We start from the raw sequence: 16,433 nt of genomic DNA, 5'->3' as shown, positions 1-16,433 counted from the left end.
TGCCGCGGTACCACCTCACTTGCCGCCCGGGAGCGGCCCCTCGTTCACGGCTGTGACGGGCCTACCCGTCCGGTTCTACTCACCCGAGGGCTTTCTTCCGGAGGCTCGCCGCTGATGACGGCTCGAACGCCTGTGTCGCAAGCGTACAGCCGCTCTCGGGCTGGACGGGCGCGTGGGCCGCCGTACCAGCCAACTAGGCTGTGCTCCCGTGACTGAACAGAAGGCCTGGGGCTTCGGGCTCGCGACCATCGACGGCAACGGGACCGTCCTCGACGTGTGGTTCCCCGAGCCCACGCTCGGCGAGAAGCCGGCCGACGCCGTCCCGCCGTCCGAGCTGAGCTCGCTCCAGGGCACCGACACCGACCGCGGTGTCACACGCGACGTGCTGCTGGTGGAGATCGCCGACCTCCAGGCCGCACCGGCCACCACCGAGGACGTCTGGCTGCGCCTGCACCTGCTCTCCTCGCGGCTGGCGACGCCACACTCGATCAGCATGGACGGCGTCTTCGGGCTCCTGACCAACGTCGTGTGGACCAGCGCCGGCCCCTGCGCGGTCGAGGGCTTCGAGTCCGTGCGCGCGAAGCTGCGCGCGAACGGCCGCCACGTCACCGTCTTCGGCGTCGACAAGTTCCCGCGGATGGTCGACTACGTCCTGCCGTCCGGCGTGCGGATCGCCGACGGCGACCGGGTCCGGCTCGGCGCCCACCTCGCCGAGGGCACCACGGTCATGCACGAGGGCTTCGTCAACTTCAACGCCGGCACGCTCGGCGCCTCCATGGTGGAGGGCCGGATCTCCGCCGGCGTCGTGGTCGGCGACGGCTCGGACGTCGGCGGCGGCGCGTCGATCATGGGGACGCTCTCCGGCGGCGGCAAGGAGGTCATCTCCATCGGCCGCCGCTGCCTGCTCGGCGCGAACGCCGGCATCGGCATCTCCCTCGGCGACGACTGCGTCGTCGAGGCCGGCTGCTACGTCACCGCCGGCACCAAGGTCACCGTGACCGACATGGACGGCAAGCCGCGCGTGGTCAAGGCGCTGGAGCTCTCCGGTGCCGACAACGTGCTGTTCCGCCGCAACTCGGTCACCGGCGCCATCGAGGCCGTCCCGTGGCAGAGCGACGGCGTCGCGCTGAACTCGGTTTTGCACGCCAACTGACAATGGCCCCATGAGGATCCGCACCGGTGTCGCCGTGCTGGCGCTCGCCGGTGTCGGCGTCGCCGCCGCTGTCGGCTACGGCGTCTCGAGCCTGCTCGACGACGTCGCGCCGTTCCTCAGCAGCGACGAGTGCACCGCCACCGTCGGCGGGCGGACCGTCGAGCTCGACGTCGAGCAGGCCGAGAACGCCGCGCTGATCGCGGCGGTCTCCGTCGGTCGCGGGCTGCCGGCCCGCGCCGCGACGATCGCGCTCGCGACGGCGTACCAGGAGTCGAAGCTCTACAACCTCGAGCACGGCGACCGCGACTCGGCCGGGCTGTTCCAGCAGCGGCCGTCCCAGGGCTGGGGGACGTTCGAGCAGGTGACCGACCCGTGGTACGCCACCAACGCCTTCTACGACGAGCTGGCCGAGGTCGAGGGCTATGAGTCGATGGAGGTCACCGACGCGGCGCAGCGGGTCCAACGGTCCGGCTTCCCGGAGGCGTACGCCGACCACGAGGCGGACGCGCGCGTGCTCGCCTCCGCGCTGACGGGCAACTCGCCGCACGCGTTCAGCTGCCGGATCGGCGGCGAGCCCGCGCCGGAGCGTGACCGGCTGACCGACTCCGGTCTCACCCGGCGCGCCGACGTCGTCCGGCAGGAGATCGACGAGCTGTTCGCCGACCCGCCGATGGGGGGCTTCGAGCCCGGCGGCGTCAGCACGGGCCACATCGAGGGCTCGGCGCACTACGAGGGCCGCGCCGTCGACGTGTTCGTCCGGCCGATCAACGCCGAGAACAAGATCCGCGGGTGGGCGATGGCGCAGTACCTCGTCGCGATGGCCGACCGGCTCTCGATCAGGACGGTGATCTTCGACGGCCGGATCTGGACCTCGGGCTCGCGGTCCGGCGACGGCTGGCGCGACTACGACGCGCCCGACCGGGCCGGTGACCGGGCGATCCTGGAGCACCGCGACCACGTCCACGTCGACGTGTTCGTCTGAGCCACCCGGCGTTCTCCACAGGCGGACCAGACCACCGTTTCGGCGTACCTCCCCCGGCAAGACTTTCGGGGAGAGGAGGCCCGACATGTGCACCCACACCCCCGGCTGTCCCGAGATCGACGCGACCGACTGCTGCAGCGCCCACGTGGTCGACGACCACCTGCCCGACCAGGGCTGGTGCCGGCTCTGCAACGGGATCGTGCTGTTCGACGACGGCCACTACCTGACGCCCGACGGCGCCGACCACCTGCTGCTCAGCGCCTGACGCGTGCAGCCGGTCGTCGATGCCCTCACCGTCCTCGGGGGCGTCGCGACCCGGTCGAGCCTCGTCCGCCTGACGTCACGCGCCGAGGTCGACCGCGCGCTGCGCCGCGCTCGCACCGGCCGTGGCCGCCGGCCCGGCGTGAGCCGGGTCGCCCGCGGGGAGGCGGCCAATGCGTTCAACCGGCGCAATTGCGCCGCAAGCGCAGCCGGGACCGCGCCCGGGTCGCCCTTTCCGCGCAATTGCGCCGCAAGCGCAGCCCGAACCGCGCCCGAGTCGCCCCTGCCGCGCAATTGCGCCGGCACCAGCGCCGGCGCCGGCACCGGCACCGGCCGCAAGTGCTCGTTGCCTGCGATCGCGCTCCACGCGCCCGGTCTGCGCGTCGAGCCGGAGGTGCTGATCCGACCCGACGACCAGTCGCCTCGGCGTCAGCCCGCGAGCCGGCTGACGGCCGCCTCGACGCGCTCGTCGGTCGCGGTGAACGCGACGCGGACGTGGCGGTTGCCGGCGGAGCCGTAGAAGCCGCCGGGGGCGACGAGGATGCCGCGCTCGGCGAGCCAGGAGACGGTGTCCCAGCAGTCCTCGTCGCGGGTCGCCCAGAGGTAGAGGGAGGCCTCGGAGTGGTCGATGCGGAACCCCGCGGACTGGAGCGCCTCGCGCAGCTTGGCGCGACGGGCGGCGTACCGGGCGTGCTGCTCGACCACGTGCGCGTCGTCCGCGAGCGCGGCCTGCATGGCGACCTGCTGCGGGCCGGGCATCTGGAGCCCGAGGTTCTTGCGCACGGCGAGCAGCTCGCCGACCAGGGCGGCGTCACCGGCGACGAACGCGCAGCGGTAGCCCGCCAGGTTGGAGCGCTTGGAGAGCGAGTGGACGACGAGGATGCCGTCGTGGCTGCCGCCGCAGACGTCGGGGTGCAGCACCGAGACCGGCTCGGCCTCCCACGCGCACTCGATGTAGCACTCGTCGGAGACCAGGATCGTGCCGCGCTCGCGGCACCAGTCGACGACCTTGCGCAGGTGCTCGACGGGCAGCACCCTGCCGGACGGGTTCGAGGGCGAGTTCAGCCAGAGCAGCGCCGGCCGCTCCGGGCCGAGCGCGGTCAGCGAGTCGGTGGCGACCGCGCGGGCGCCGGCCAGCGCGGCGCCGACCTCGTACGTCGGGTAGGCGAGCTCGGGGTAGGCGATGAGGTCGCCCGCGCCGATGCCGAGGTGCCCCGGCATCGAGGCGATCAGCTCCTTGGAGCCGATCACGGGCAGCACCGCGCCCAGCGAGAGACCGGTGACGCCGTGGCGGCGCGCCAGCCAGTCGATCGCGGCCTGGCGCGTCTCCGCCCGGCCGATCGTCAGCGGGTAGCCCGGCGAGTCCGCGGCAGCGCGCAGCGCCTCCTGCACGACCTCCGGCGTGGGATCGACGGGCGTGCCGACGGAGAGGTCGACGATCCCGTCGGGGTGCGACCGGGCCCGCTCACCGTGCTCGAGCAGGTGGTCCCACGGGAAGTCCGGGAGCCGCCCGGAGACCGGGCTGCCGACCAACGGGCTCCCGGACAACAGGCTCAGTGGTCCTGTTCCTGCGGGGGCAGCGCGGCGACCATCGGGTGGTCGTGGTCGATCTCGCCCATCTTGGCGGCGCCACCGGGCGAGCCGAGGTCGTCGAAGAAGTGGACGTTGGCGTCGTAGAAGCCCTTCCACTGCTCCGGGGTGTCGTCCTCGTAGAAGATGGCCTCGACCGGGCAGACGGGCTCGCACGCACCGCAGTCGACGCACTCGTCGGGGTGGATGTAGAGCATCCGCTTGCCCTCGTAGATGCAGTCGACCGGGCACTCGTCCACGCAGGCCCGGTCCTTGAGGTCCACGCACGGCTGGGAGATGACGTAGGTCACCGATTCCTCCTGATACTCACGAGAGCAGGTGCTCGACCACAGCCTAGTATCCCGGGTGTGGCCGAGGCGGCAGACCCCCAGTATGTGAACCAGGCCCTCCACCAGCACATGCTCGGCCCCCACGTGGTGGGCCAGCGGATCGTGGTGCGCCGGGTGCTGCGCGGCGAGACCGGGCCGAGTGGCGGACCGGCCCTCACCGACGCCCTCGGCGTCTGCCTCTCCTGGGCCGACGGGACCTGCGTGCTGCGGCGCGAGGACGGGACGACGCTCGCGATCGCCGTCGCCGACATCGTCTCCGGCAAGCCCGTCCCGCCGCGGCCGCCGTCGCGGCACCGGGTCTCCCCCGCCGAGGCGCAGCGCCGGGCGCTCGCGCTGTGGCCGGACCTGGAGACCGAGCCGCTCGGCGACTGGATCCTGCGGCACTCCCCCACCTCCACCGCGCGCCGGGCCAACTCGGTGCTGGCCCTGGGACCCTCCGGCGCCGACGGCGACTACGCGCGGGTGGTCGAGTTCTACGCCGCCCGCACCGGCCGCCCGATCGCGGCCGTGCTGCCCGACTCCGACGAGGACGCGCTGTTCCGCTCCCACGGCTGGGGCCTGGAGAGCCAGGATGCCGACACGCTGTTCCAGATCGCCGGTGTATCCCGGGCGCTCCGCGGCCTGACCGTCCCCGACGACGCGGGCTACGACGAGCGGGGCGACCTGGTGACGGTCCGGATCGGCGACCGCGCGCGCGGCGTGGCGGCGTACGCCGACGACTGGATCGGGTTCCGCGGCATCGAGGTCGACCCGGCGCACCGCCGTCAGGGCCTCGGCATGGCGGTGATGGCGGCGCTGCTCGAGTGGGGCGCCGAGCGCGGCGCGACCACGGCGTACCTCCAGGTGCTCGGCGACAACACTCCGGCGCTCGCGCTCTACGAGCAGCTCGGCTTCAGCACCCACCACGCCTACCGCTACCTCGCCCTAGGCTGACCCCGTGGACCGCGCGGACCTCGAGGCGGAGGGCGACCGGCTGCTGGAGTTCGCCCGGGCGTCGGTGCACCCCGACGGCGGCTTCGCCTGGCTGTCCGAGGACGGCCGGCCCGAGCTCGACCGGCCCGTGGAGCTGTGGATCTCCTGCCGGATGACGCACGTCTTCGCGCTGGCCCACCTGATGGGCCGCCCGTACGCCGCCGACCTCGTCGACCACGGCGTCGCCTCGCTCGCCGGGCGGCTGCGCGACCACGAGCACGGCGGCTGGTGGGCCGCGGTCGACGCCGGCGGGCCGGTGACGCGGTCGAAGACGGCGTACGAGCACGCCTTCGTGGTGCTGGCGGCGTCCTCGGCCGCGATCGCCGGCCGGCCCGGCGCCGACGCGCTGCTCGCCGACGCGCTGGACGTGCTCGACCGCCGGTTCTGGGACGAGGACGCCGGCATGGTCGTCGAGGAGTGGGACCAGGCGTGGACGTCGCTGGACGGCTATCGCGGCGTGAACGCCAACATGCACACGGTCGAGGCACTGCTCGCGGTCGGCGACCTCGAGCGGGCGTCGCGGATCCTGACCCGGGTCGTGCACGGATTCGCGCGCGCGAACCGATGGCGGATCCCCGAGCACTTCGACGCCGACTGGAACCCGCTGCCCTCCTACAACCGCGACGAGCCCGCCCACCCGTTCCGTCCCTACGGCGCGACCGTCGGCCACTGGTTCGAGTGGAGCCGGCTGACGCTGTCGCTGCGCGAGGCGCTCGGCGTGGACGCGCCGGCGTGGATGCTCGACGACGCGCGGTCGCTGTTCGACGCCGGCGTGCGCGAGGGCTGGGCGGTCGACGGCGCCGAGGGCTTCGTCTACACCGTCGACTGGGACGGAACGCCGGTCGTGCGCCAGCGGATGCACTGGGTGGTCACCGAGGCCCTCGCGGCGGCGGCCACGCTGCACCGCGCGACCGGCGACCCCGTGTACGCCGTCTGCCACGCGCACTGGTGGGGGTACGCCGAGCGCCACCTCGTCGACCGGGAGCACGGCTCGTGGCACCACGAGCTGCGGCCGGACAACCGCCCCGGCGCAGGCACCTGGTCAGGGAAGCCGGACGTGTACCACGCGTTCCAGGCCACGCTCGTCCCTCGGCTGCCGGCGTCGCCCGCCTTCGCCCGGGCGCTCGCGGCGGGACTGCTCGACACCTGACGGGACGTCCTCACCTATCCCGAGTTCTTCAGTATGGTTTGTCCATGTTGCCCAGCCACACCGTCCGGCACGGCACCGACTCCGAGACCGTCTGGGACGAGGACGTGCCGCGCCTGACCCCGAACGACCGGTTCTACGTGCGCAACCACACCACCGCGCCCCGGATCGACGCCCGAGCGTGGCGGCTCCTGGTCAGCGGTGACGGGGTGCTCCGCGACCGGGTCTACTCGCTGGAGGGCCTCCAGGCGTTCACCACCGAGACCTACGAGCGCGCGGTCGAGTGCACCGGCAACGGGCGGGCGCTGTTCGCCGAGCAGCAGGGCACGCCCCGGCCCGGCACCCCGTGGGGCCTGGGCGCGATCGGCGTGGCCAGCTGGACCGGCGTACCCCTGCGGACGGTGCTGCGGCACGCCGGCCTGCGCGACGACGCGGTGCAGGTGATGGGCGTCGGCCTCGACGACACCTACGTCGACGACGGCGTCGACTGGGGCCACGTGCGCCGCCCCATGCCGATCGCCAAGGCGCTGGACGACGTGCTGGTGGCGTGGCAGATGAACGGCGAGCCGCTCCCCCGCGAGCACGGCCACCCGGTGCGCCTGGTCGTGCCGGGCTGGGTCGGCATCGCGAGCATCAAGTGGCTCGGCGAGCTGCGGGTGACGACCACGCGGGTCGACTCACCCTGGAACACCCGGTGGTACCGCATGCACGGCGCGGGCTGGGAGGGCCCCGTCGGCGAGCTCGGCCGGATGCCGGTGAAGAGCGTCCTCGACGCGGCCGGCGAGCCCGCGGTCGGCGCGCTCACCGTGCTGCGCGGCCGCGCGTGGGCCGGCGAGGCGTCGATCCGACTCGTGGAGGTCTCCGTCGACGGCGGGCGCACGTGGGACGAGGCGTCGCTGACCGGGCCCAACGAGGTCTCCGGCTGCGTCGAGTGGGAGCACCCCTGGATCCCCACCGTCACCGGCGACCACACGGTCGTCACCCGCGCCACCGACAGCCTCGGCCGGGTCCAGCCCGACATCGCGCCCGACAACGACGACGGCTACCTGTTCTGGGCGACGGTGCGCAGCCGGGTGATCGTGTCCCCGCCGAGGTCGGCGGCGAGCACCACGGCCGCGACGCCGGGCACGCTCCGACGCCGAGCCGGCGCTGATTCACCATGAAACAGCGCCGACTCGGCGGGGGACGGTGAGCCGAGGTCGGCGGTGAGCTGATCGGGGTCCCGTCAGCCGTTCCGCGGCTGCTTGCAGATGACGGTGTCGGACGGTGTGTAGGAGGTGTGGAACCTCTCGGTCTTCACGACCTCGTCCGAGCCGGGCTTGCGGAAGGTGCGGGTGACGTCGACGTCGAAGCCGGCGTAGCCGGTGTTCGGGTAGCAGTCGGGCGTCCTCAGCGTGCGGGTCGCGGGCTCGCGGAAGTTGTAGCGCTCCGAGGTGGTCGAGGTGATGTCCCAGTACTTCGTCGAGTACATCGACACCGTGACGACGCCCTGCGAGGACGGCGTGCTGGGCTGCACGGTGGCGTGGATCAGCACGCCGTACGGCGTGTCGTTCTCGAAGCGCAGGTCGACCGCGCCCCAGGCGACCGTCGCCTCCCGGCCCACCGGGTAGCGGTCGATGTAGAACGAGTGCGGCTTGTGCTCGATGTCCTTCAGGCCCGCGAAGAACGCGGCGTTGAACGTCGTGGTCGCCATCTGCGAGACGCCGCCCCCGAGGTCCTGCTTGAAGATGCCGTCGCTGATGATGAAGCCCTCGGTGAAGCCGTTCTCGACCGTCCGCTCGCCGACGATGCCGTTGAGCGAGAACACGTCGCCCGGCTTGAGCACGGTGCCGTCGATGATCTCGGCGGCGCGACCGATGTTGACGTTGCGGTACTCCGCGTAGGGGTAGTACGTCGTGAACGTCGAGACCTGCTCCTTGATCTTCAGGGCCCGGGCGTCGGCGGTGGTGAACTCCGGCTCCGCGACGGTGGCGTCGACCTCCATCTCCCGGTCGCCGCCCTCGCGGGTCACCAGCTCGAGGAAGACGCTGCTGACGTCCTCGGGGTCGTAGGTCACGCCCGGCCTGGCGGGGATCACCTTCGGCTCGCCGTCGACCAGGGCGACCGTCGCGTCGACCGGCTGGTCCTCGTCGCTGACACCGGCGTCGACGAGCTTCACCAGCGCCTTCACGTCGAGATCGGGCACGAGCTCGCCGGCCTCGGGCTTCATCCCGATCGCCCGCGAGAAGTCCTCCGGCTGGAGCTGGACCGGGGAGTCGCCGAAGACCAGCGACACGGGGCCCGACATGGCCGGGTTCGCGAACGTCTCGAGCGCCTCGTCGACGGCGTCCTGGCCGATCTCGGGCTCGACCACCACGCTCTCCAGCTCGACGGTGGGGTCGTCGGAGAGGTAGGCGTCCTGGAGCGCGGCGTACGCCGCCGCGGAGTCGAACGTCTCGCCCGGCCGCGGGTCCACGACGACGATCTCGCCGTCGCGGAACCGGATGTCACCGTCGCGTGCGGGGGTGCCGACGTCCTCGCTGAGCGCGTCGAGCGCGCCGTCGGCGTTGATCACCGCGTCGAGGTCGTCGCCGCCGGTCCAGTAGTCCCAGAGCCGCCCGGGGCTCCAGCTCCGCTCGGCGCCGGCGGCGGCCACGGACGCCTCGTGGTCGACCGAGAGTCCGACCTCGTCGGGGACGAGCCGGACCGTGGTGCCGTTCTCGTCGGTGACCGTGACCGCGCGGTTCTCGCGGTCGGCGAGGCCGGCACGGAGGGCCTTCTCGGCCTCGTCCGCGCTGCGCCCGCCGATGTCCACCCCGGCGACCGTGGTGCCGCGCGGCACCTGGTCGCCGGCGGCGAGGTACGCCGCCACGTAGAGGCCGCCGCAGAGCAGGGCGAGCCCCAGCAGCATGAGCAGGACGACCTTGCCGCCCTCGTTCTCGCGCTCGGTCACGGCCGTCATCCTAGGTTCCGCGGGAGGGTCGCCAGTGCACCGACCAGCAGGACCAGCCCGAACGCGAGCAGGCCGTACCCCTGCCAGTCCTGGCTGACGAGGTAGTCGCCCTCGGGCCGGGGGACGGCCAGCCAGCCCAGGACGGCGTCGAAGCCGGCGACGAACGCCAGCCGCGACCACCACCCCGCCGGCAGCGCGACGACCGCGGCCAGGACGGCCGCGACGGTGAGCGCGAAGCCCCATCCCAGGTCGTGCAGCGCCACGGCCGCCACGGCCGTGGCCGCGCCGGCGACCAGGAGGCCGGTCGCCGCGGCGAGCCGTCTCACTCCAGGCCGGCGAAGAGGTCGGTCTCCAGGCCGTCCTCCCCCACCGGGCCGCGCTCGCCCTTGGCGATGCGGAAGAACTCCGTGCCCCAGACCACGTTGCCCTGGTTGTTCGACAGCGCGAAGAACGGGCCGTCGGTGGTGATCTGGGTGGCGTGCGCGCGCATGGCGTCGAGCTTGCGCTCGACGTAGGCGGTCGCGTCGACCGCGGCCGCGAGGTCCTCGTCGGCGGTGATGAAGTGCGGCAGCGGTCCGTCGGGGTCCATGCCCTCGAACGTCGTGGTGTCGCCGGCCTCGCGCAGCGCCCGCAGGCTGGCGCGCAACCGGCTCTCCGACATCGCGCCCCAGTAGATCTTGGCGATGTCCCAGGCCTCGCCGAGGTCCTTGCGGTACGACGGCACGGCGGCCAGCGCCGCGCCGTACGTCGCGACGCGGTGGGCCTGGATGTGGTCGGGGTGGCCGTAGCCGCCGAACTCGTCGTAGGTGACCAGCACCTGGGGCCGCACCTCGCGGATGACCGCGACGAGGTGGTCGGCGGCCTCGGTGAGGTCGGCCCGCCAGAAGGCATTGGCGTGGATGTCGTCCGCGGCGACGGCGTGGCCGTCCTCGTGCCACTTCATGCCGGAGTCGCGGTAGGTGCCGAAGCCGCCGAGGAACCGGTGGTCGGTGACGCCGAGCTCCTTCATCGCGGCCGCGAGCTCCTCGCGGCGGTGCTCGCCGAGGCGGTCCTCGCGGTCGGCGGCGAGGTGCTCGAGCTCGGGCACCAGGATCTCGCCCATCTCCCCGGCCGTGCAGGTCACGAGCGTGACGCCGCGTCCCTCGGCGGCGTACTTCGCCATCGTCGCGCCCTGGCCGATCGACTCGTCGTCGGGGTGGGCGTGCACGAGCAGGAGGCGCTGGTCGAACGTCATGGGCGATGGTCCTCTGTGGGTCGCTTGATCCGTCGCGGCTGCGTCGGGAGCTCAAGGGGGCTCTGAGCGGGCCAACCGACCGGGTGGTCGTCGTGTTCCCCGTCCAGCCAGCCGTCGTACTCGTCGACGAGCAGCTCGAGCACGAGGTCGGGCGCGTCGGTCAGCACCGCCCAGGGGTGGTCCTCGTCGTCGTCCTCGCCGGCCAGCCGTTCGCGCTCGACGTGGGCGTCGTACCCGTCGGCGACGAGCCGGGCCACCGCCGCCCGGGCGTGGTCCTCGTCGAAGAAGATGCCGCGCACGGCTCCATCATCGCAGGGGGAGGTGCGCCAGGAAGGGCCGGTCGGGCTCCAGCCAGTCGACCTCGCCGAGCTCCTGGGCGGCCAGCCAGCGGATCTCGTCGTGCTCGCGGGGATCCGGCTCGCCGTCGAGCAGCACCGCGACCGCGACCCTCAACACGTACCGCTCCCCGATCGCGACCTCCCCGGGCAGCCAGCCGGTCACCGCGATCGCACAGCCGAGCTCTTCGGCGACCTCGCGCACGAGCGCGTCCGCGGGGATCTCGCCGGGCTCGACCTTCCCGCCGGGGAGCTCCCAGCGCCCGGCAGCCTCCGCGGGGAACGTGCGCCGGGCGGCGAGGACCCGCCCGTCCCGGAGGATCGCTGCGCCCACCACCATGCTCACCCGACCGGCCACGGCGCGACGCTACCGTTGAGGAGATGCACCTGACCCCGACGCCCGACCACGGCACCGAGATCGACGCGCTCGCGGCGCGGCACGGGGGCCGGGTCGGCCTCCCGGCGGTCCTCGTCGACCTCGACCGGCGACTGCGGCGTACCGTCGCGCCCTGCCTCACCCCGCACCGGGCGTGGACCTGGGAGCGCGCGGACCGGGCCGACCCGCGCTGGTGGCCCCAGGGCATCTCGGTGGCGCCGGGAGGGCGCCACGTGGTCACCACCTGGTACGCCAAGGACGGCGGCGTGCGGCTGTCCTTCCTCGACACCCACCGGCGGCGCTACCGCCACGTCGAGCTGGTCGCGGCGACCGCGGACGGTCACGAGCCGCTGCGCGCCCACGCGGGCGGCATCGTGTGGCTGGGCACCCGGCTCTACGTCGCAGCCACGCGCCAGGGTCTCTGGGTCTGCCGGACCGACGACATCGTGCGCGGCCCGGACGGCTACCTGCTGCCCGTGCACCACCGGCTGGAGCCCTCGGAGCCCTTCCGGTTCTCGTTCGCCTCGCTGGCCGGGGAGAACCTCGTCGTGGGCGAGTACGAAGGCAAGGGCGGCCGCCTGGGCCACGGCCCGGTCGACGCGCCCCTGGTCGTGCACGACGCCGGCGTCCGTCGGGCCCAGGGCGCCGTCCACGTGGACGACCAGTGGTACGTCACGGCCTCGCACGGCCCGTGGGCGCCCGGCTCGCTCTGGAGCGGCCGCGAGGGTGCGCTCCGCGAGCGTCGCCTCGCGCTGCCGATGGGGCCGGAGGACTTGGCCCACGACCCCGGGCAAGACCGGCTCTGGACGGTCACCGAGCACCCGCACCGCCGCTGGGTGCTCTCGGTGAAGCGTTCCCGCCTCTGAGAGAGGTCCAGACAGGCGAGAAGCGCCACCGGGGTCGGTGGCGCTTGCTTGCCGGGCGTCGGGAATCGCATGCCCTAGGGTGAGACAGGCGGTCCGGACCATTCTCGCGCAGCGGCAAACAGAGAATGGCCCGGACCGCGTCTGTGTGTCCCGACTTCTTGGTTCAGTTGTGGTGCTCGGGGGTTGCGGGAGCAGCGCCCCCGGAGGGGGCCGACTCCTCAGTCAGTCACTCATCTGCCTGAGAGCCGACCCGCCGTCAGATCTTCGGTTCGGGAGGCCCCCGGACGGTTCCGGGGGCCTCCCTCACCTGGGATCGTTCAGGGCCGAGCTCAGCCCTGGGCGTCCTCGAGCTCCTGCTCAGCAGCCTCGAGCTGGGCCTGGGCCGCGTCGAGGCGGTTCTCGGCACGGTTGACCTTGCCCTGAGCGGCCTTGACCTTGGTGTTGGCGACCGCGCGGTCACCCTTCGCGTCGGCGAGGGCAGCCTTGGCGGCCTTGACGCCCTTGCCCTGCTTCTTGGCCTGACGCAGGTCCTTCTTCGCAGCCTTGACGGCCTGCTGAGCGACCCGCCTCTCGGCCTGAGCGACCGAGAGGTCGCCGTTGGCGGCGTCGACAGCGTCCTGCGCGGCGTCGACCTTGGCCTGCGCCTCCTCGACAGCCTGCTCGAGCTTCTCGATGTTGATCGCGTTCACGGTCGCCGCGTCCGAGGCCTTCGAAGCCGTGAGGCCAGTGCCGGTGTCGGTGGTGTCGGTCGCCGCGAGGCGGTTCGCCGCCGCACCGAACTGCGCACCGGTGCCGGTGACCCGCAGGGCCACGTCGCCGTCCGCAGCCTCGCCGAGCTGGACCTGGAACACGATCTGGCCGAGCGAGTTAGACGCACCGCTGTTGCCGATGACCTGGCCACCGCCGGTGACGATGGTCTGGATGGTGTTGGCAGCAACGCCACGAACCGGGTTGCCGAACGCGTCGGTGACGGTGGCCGTGAAGTTGACGACCTCGCCAGCCTCGCCGCTACCGGACGCGGGGCCCGCGAGCGAGATGTTGCGGGCGTCGCCGGCCGCGTCCTGGTTGTCCTGGGCGAGCGAGCGGACCGAGACCTGGAAGGTCTTGGTGCGACCACCGCTGGTGACGGTGACGTCCACGAGACCGGACTTGGTGCCGACGATGCGGAACGCCGGACCCCCGACGGTGCTGCTGTCGGTGGCGGAGGCCTGCGACAGACGGTTCTCGGCACCCTTGAGGAGCAGCGCGCCGTTGCTGACCGTCACGGTGACCGGAGCACCGGCGGTGCCGCCAGTGAGAGCCAGGTCGATCGTGTCGGTGGTCGCGCCCGCCGCCGCGGCCGTGTCGGTCAGCGGGCGGGCGAAGACGGCGTTCGGGTCGTACGCGCTACCCGCCGGCAGGAAGCCGTCGGCGGTGACCGTGAAGTCCTCGCCCCGGCCGTCCTGCGAGTAGACGATGTCCGCCGCGTCGAAGGCCGCCACGAGCTCGGTGCCGAGCTGGCCGGGGTAGATCGTGAGGAACAGGTCGTCCTTGGCCTTCGGACCAGTGCCGGTGGAGGTGTCGGTCAGAGCGAAGGACGCCTTGCCGACGGCGTTGGTGCCCACGCGAGCCGACTCGCTGTCCGCGGCGTTGGCACCGTTGCGGCGGTCGACCGTGACGTACACGCCGGTGACCGGGTTGCCGTACTGGTCGGTCACCGTGACGGTCGGGTTGACCGTCCCGCCGAAGGAGGAGAGGTAGGTCTGCGCGTCCGTCGCCACGGTGGCGGCCGTAACGGCCGGCGCCGCGTAGGTGACATCGATGTCGATGCCGGAGCCGTCGATCGCGAGCTGGTCGCCCGACTGGATCGACGCCGCGTCGACAGCAACCGTGATGGAGCCCTTGCCCTGCGCGTCGAGGCGGACGGTGTAGGTCTTGGACGCAGCGCCACCGAAGGTGACGTTGTTCGGAGCAGCAGCGCTGGCCGCGGTGACGCTCACCGTCGAGTTGGCGTTGGCGAGCGAGTTGATGTCGAGCTTGATGTTCGACTGGTCCGGGCGGACCGTCACGGCGGCGGTGTTGGCGTCGTCGAAGCCCTCGCGCGTGTCGGCGCCGGTCACGACGTCGACCTGGCCCTGGGTGATGCCAGTAGCGGCGGTCACCACGTCGAGTTGCGCCGTGGCGTCGGCGGTGCCGGGACCGTCGACCGGGATGGTGTGCAGGGTCGTGGTCGAGCTGCGCGCCTTGAACGAGAAGGTGCCCCGCTGAGCGACGTCTGCCGCGGCGATGGTCACGGGAGCGTCTGCCGCGCCCTCAGCATCGCCGGCCTTCTGGACCTGGGTCGTGGCGTCGGGGTCGATCGTGGCGGACTCGGTGCTGAGGAACTGCGTGGTCCGACCGGCCGAGTCCTTCACGGTGCCGACGTAGTCGCCGCTCTGCACGTTCGCCGGGGCGGTCTGGGTCACCGGGTCGAGCGTGAGGGACGCGGGAGCGCCGGAGGTGGTCTGCTTGACCTGCACACGAGCCTCCGTCGACTGGACTACGCCGTCACCGGTCGTGTCAGGCGCCGCGAAGTCGTCGAGGAACAGGGCGTAGCTCGCGGTCGCGCCAGTGGTGGCCGTGTCGACCGCGACGGGAACGAGGATCTCGTCGTAGCCGTCGAGACCACCGTTGGGGTTGCTGGCCGCGTCGGCAATCCAGACGATGCCGGTCTCGATCACGTCGATAGTCTGGTTCGCGTTGTTGGGCGTACCGTCGAGGTCGGTGTTGATCGCCTTGATTCGAGCCTGCGCGTCCGCCGTGCTGACGACGCCCTTGGCCTTGAGGGTGACGTAGCCACCGACGGCGTTGGTGATGCCGTCACGCGTCGGGCCGGCCGAGACGAAGTGGAGCTCGTCATCGGACGCGGCGGAAGCCGAAGAGGCGAGGAACGGAAGACCCGTCACCGCCAGCGCGGCGACGGCCGAGCCGGCCAGTCCGCGCTTGATGCCGCTGCTGTTCATGCTGAAATTTCCTTCCGGAGTGAATGGACCGGGAGGTTCCCCCCGATCCCGAACATGAGGCCCGAGACCTCGTGTGTGCAGCACCCGTACACGGATCCCGGGTGCCGCCCAGAACGTTAGGGGGTTGGTCAGGTCACGGCGCGGTTGTTGCAGGGCTCGCAGAAACCTGCAATAAATGACCCCAGGTGCTCGACGGATGCTCTACAGATGCTGGGGGCACGGACCGATCGGGGGCTCATGTCAGTCGAGAACACGCCTCCGCCCACCAGGCGGCGTGGACGTCCGCAACGCCTGCCCGACGACCCGCACCCTCTCCCGACTGGCGTCGTCGGCTGCGAGCAGCGGATCGCCTGGCTCCTCACCGTCGCCCGCGTGCTCGGTCCCGATCCCGACCTCGCACGTCGCGACGGGTTCATCGCGGCGCTCCGCGCGCGAGGCGTCCCGGCGGACGCCTCGCGCGTCTCGCGCTGGGAGTCCGGGCTCCAGCCGCTGCCCACGCGCGTGGCGTCCACCTACGAAGACGTGTTGGGGCTGACCGAGGGCTCCCTGGTCGCGGTGGCCGGCGGCCTGCGACGCTCGTTCGGCACCGGGCCCACGCCGCGCGAGAACGCGCTGCGCGACACCGAGCTCGCGGAGCCCGAGCTCAACTCGCTCCTCGACCGCGCCGAGTCCGGAGGCGCGACCGGCGCCGACTGGCTCCATCTGTCCGACCACTTCAACCGCTTCGATCGGGTCTTCCTGCGCGAGTCGGCCTGGACCGCGCTGTGCCAGACACTGGTCAAGGAGCTGGGCGTCGCCGCCGGCCCCGCCTACGTCCGCCGCTACGAGGCCGCGGCCGCCTTCATCCGGCACCAGAACGCCCGGCGCCACCTGATCATGGCCGTCGGCCAGTTCGTGACCGACCCGGACACCCAGGTGGTCGCACCGGTCCTCAACCTGCTGACCGAGGTGCCCGACCCCGCGGCGGCCGCGCTCACGCTCCGGATGCTCGGGGCCGACAGCGACAACAAGTACCTGCGCCGGGCCGCGTCCTCCGTCGCCGCGACCAAGCTCGCCCGTGGCCACTTCGACGAGGAGGCGTTGCCGCGGCTGGAGTCCCACGTGGTCGGCGCGCTGCGCCGCGGCGAGTCACTCGACGGTCGGCTCGACTCCTTCGACCTGGCCGTCCGGCTGCCCGACGACTCCTGGGAGCGGGTGCACGGCGCCCTGCGCACCCGCCGGGCCCACCAGCTGGTCTCGCAGGCGCGCGCCGGCGGCGAGATGATCACCTCGACC

General features: G+C 72.5%; 16 protein-coding genes. 8 read left to right on the top strand and 8 right to left on the bottom strand.

The features are described from left to right. Positions 1-208 precede the first annotated feature (208 nt). From dapD to ACYQ0U_RS16360, 3 genes are all read left to right on the top strand, one after another. Positions 209-1,153 (top strand): 2,3,4,5-tetrahydropyridine-2,6-dicarboxylate N-succinyltransferase, encoded by a 945-nt coding sequence (gene dapD / locus ACYQ0U_RS16370; RefSeq protein ID WP_459974807.1) that lies wholly within the window; start codon positions 209-211, stop codon positions 1,151-1,153. 10 nt (positions 1,154-1,163) lie between these two features. After that, positions 1,164-2,135: a VldE C-terminal domain-containing protein gene (locus ACYQ0U_RS16365; protein WP_459974805.1), complete on the top strand. Its 972-nt coding sequence runs from the start codon at positions 1,164-1,166 to the stop codon at positions 2,133-2,135. 85 nt (positions 2,136-2,220) lie between these two features. Then, positions 2,221-2,400, top strand: coding sequence for a DUF5999 family protein (locus ACYQ0U_RS16360; RefSeq protein WP_459974803.1), 180 nt, complete (start codon positions 2,221-2,223; stop codon positions 2,398-2,400). 425 nt (positions 2,401-2,825) lie between these two features. On the opposite strand, the gene dapC is transcribed toward ACYQ0U_RS16360, so the two are convergent. Beyond that, a complete protein-coding gene (gene dapC / locus ACYQ0U_RS16355; protein ID WP_459974801.1) occupies positions 2,826-3,944 on the bottom strand; it encodes a succinyldiaminopimelate transaminase in 1,119 nt (372 codons plus the stop codon). A 5-nt stretch (positions 3,945-3,949) separates the two neighbouring features. Beyond that, a complete protein-coding gene (gene fdxA, locus ACYQ0U_RS16350; RefSeq protein ID WP_459974799.1) occupies positions 3,950-4,276 on the bottom strand; it encodes a ferredoxin in 327 nt (108 codons plus the stop codon). Positions 4,277-4,333: 57 nt separating this feature from the next. On the opposite strand from fdxA, the gene ACYQ0U_RS16345 reads away from it, so the two are divergent. The 3 genes from ACYQ0U_RS16345 to ACYQ0U_RS16335 are packed head-to-tail and all read left to right on the top strand — an operon-like array spanning position 4,334 to position 7,597. Then, a complete protein-coding gene (locus tag ACYQ0U_RS16345; RefSeq protein ID WP_459974797.1) occupies positions 4,334-5,248 on the top strand; it encodes a GNAT family N-acetyltransferase in 915 nt (304 codons plus the stop codon). A gap of 4 nt (positions 5,249-5,252) precedes the next feature. Beyond that, the gene (locus ACYQ0U_RS16340) at positions 5,253-6,437 is read left to right on the top strand and encodes an AGE family epimerase/isomerase (RefSeq protein ID WP_459974795.1); all 1,185 of its coding nucleotides are present in this window, start codon (positions 5,253-5,255) and stop codon (positions 6,435-6,437) included. Positions 6,438-6,481: 44 nt separating this feature from the next. After that, entirely contained in the window at positions 6,482-7,597 is a 1,116-nt protein-coding gene (locus tag ACYQ0U_RS16335) for a sulfite oxidase (protein WP_459974793.1), read from the top strand. Positions 7,598-7,659: 62 nt separating this feature from the next. Here the strand turns inward: ACYQ0U_RS16335 and ACYQ0U_RS16330 are convergent, their stop codons facing one another. Genes ACYQ0U_RS16330 through ACYQ0U_RS16310 form a run of 5 tightly spaced genes read right to left on the bottom strand, consistent with a single transcriptional unit; the run spans position 7,660 to position 11,293 of the window. Beyond that, positions 7,660-9,366 carry a VanW family protein gene (locus tag ACYQ0U_RS16330; RefSeq protein ID WP_459974791.1) on the bottom strand — a complete coding sequence of 569 codons (1,707 nt, stop codon included), beginning with the start codon at positions 9,364-9,366 and terminating at the stop codon, positions 7,660-7,662. A gap of 5 nt (positions 9,367-9,371) precedes the next feature. Further along, positions 9,372-9,692, bottom strand: a complete 321-nt coding sequence (locus tag ACYQ0U_RS16325; RefSeq protein ID WP_459974789.1) for a hypothetical protein — start codon at positions 9,690-9,692, stop codon at positions 9,372-9,374. Next, positions 9,689-10,600, bottom strand: a complete 912-nt coding sequence (gene mshB / locus ACYQ0U_RS16320) for an N-acetyl-1-D-myo-inositol-2-amino-2-deoxy-alpha-D-glucopyranoside deacetylase (RefSeq protein ID WP_459974787.1) — start codon at positions 10,598-10,600, stop codon at positions 9,689-9,691. Before mshB ends, ACYQ0U_RS16325 begins: the two co-directional genes overlap by 4 nt. After that, on the bottom strand, positions 10,597-10,899 hold the full coding sequence (locus ACYQ0U_RS16315; protein WP_459974785.1) for a hypothetical protein: 303 nt from the start codon (positions 10,897-10,899) through the stop codon (positions 10,597-10,599). The genes mshB and ACYQ0U_RS16315 overlap by 4 nt, the downstream gene beginning before the upstream one ends. 7 nt (positions 10,900-10,906) lie before the next feature. Further along, positions 10,907-11,293, bottom strand: coding sequence for a (deoxy)nucleoside triphosphate pyrophosphohydrolase (locus tag ACYQ0U_RS16310; protein WP_459974783.1), 387 nt, complete (start codon positions 11,291-11,293; stop codon positions 10,907-10,909). A gap of 23 nt (positions 11,294-11,316) precedes the next feature. Between ACYQ0U_RS16310 and ACYQ0U_RS16305 the strand changes: the two genes are divergently transcribed. Further along, positions 11,317-12,177 carry a hypothetical protein gene (locus ACYQ0U_RS16305; RefSeq protein WP_459974780.1) on the top strand — a complete coding sequence of 287 codons (861 nt, stop codon included), beginning with the start codon at positions 11,317-11,319 and terminating at the stop codon, positions 12,175-12,177. Positions 12,178-12,506: 329 nt separating this feature from the next. Here ACYQ0U_RS16305 and ACYQ0U_RS16300 read toward each other — a convergent pair whose 3' ends face one another. Then, positions 12,507-15,158: a hypothetical protein gene (locus tag ACYQ0U_RS16300; RefSeq protein ID WP_459974778.1), complete on the bottom strand. Its 2,652-nt coding sequence runs from the start codon at positions 15,156-15,158 to the stop codon at positions 12,507-12,509. Positions 15,159-15,395: 237 nt separating this feature from the next. On the opposite strand from ACYQ0U_RS16300, the gene ACYQ0U_RS16295 reads away from it, so the two are divergent. Further along, a partial coding sequence (locus tag ACYQ0U_RS16295; protein ID WP_459974776.1) for a hypothetical protein occupies positions 15,396-16,433 on the top strand: 1,038 nt, incomplete at its 3' end.

The sequence above is a fragment of the Nocardioides pyridinolyticus genome (assembly GCF_054653575.1).
Note: the sequence above shows the minus strand (reverse complement) of the source record. Positions and strands in the feature narration are given on the sequence as shown.

Excerpts from the sequence above, each read along its gene's own strand:
- ACYQ0U_RS16365 (WP_459974805.1), top strand. The coding sequence starts at position 1,164 with ATGAGGATCCGCACCGGTGTCGCCGTGCTGGCGCTCGCCGGTGTCGGC.
- ACYQ0U_RS16360 (WP_459974803.1), top strand. The coding sequence starts at position 2,221 with ATGTGCACCCACACCCCCGGCTGTCCCGAGATCGACGCGACCGACTGC.
- ACYQ0U_RS16335 (WP_459974793.1), top strand. The coding sequence starts at position 6,482 with ATGTTGCCCAGCCACACCGTCCGGCACGGCACCGACTCCGAGACCGTC.
- mshB (WP_459974787.1), bottom strand. The coding sequence starts at position 10,600 with ATGACGTTCGACCAGCGCCTCCTGCTCGTGCACGCCCACCCCGACGAC.
- ACYQ0U_RS16305 (WP_459974780.1), top strand. The coding sequence starts at position 11,317 with ATGCACCTGACCCCGACGCCCGACCACGGCACCGAGATCGACGCGCTC.
- ACYQ0U_RS16300 (WP_459974778.1), bottom strand. The coding sequence starts at position 15,158 with ATGAACAGCAGCGGCATCAAGCGCGGACTGGCCGGCTCGGCCGTCGCC.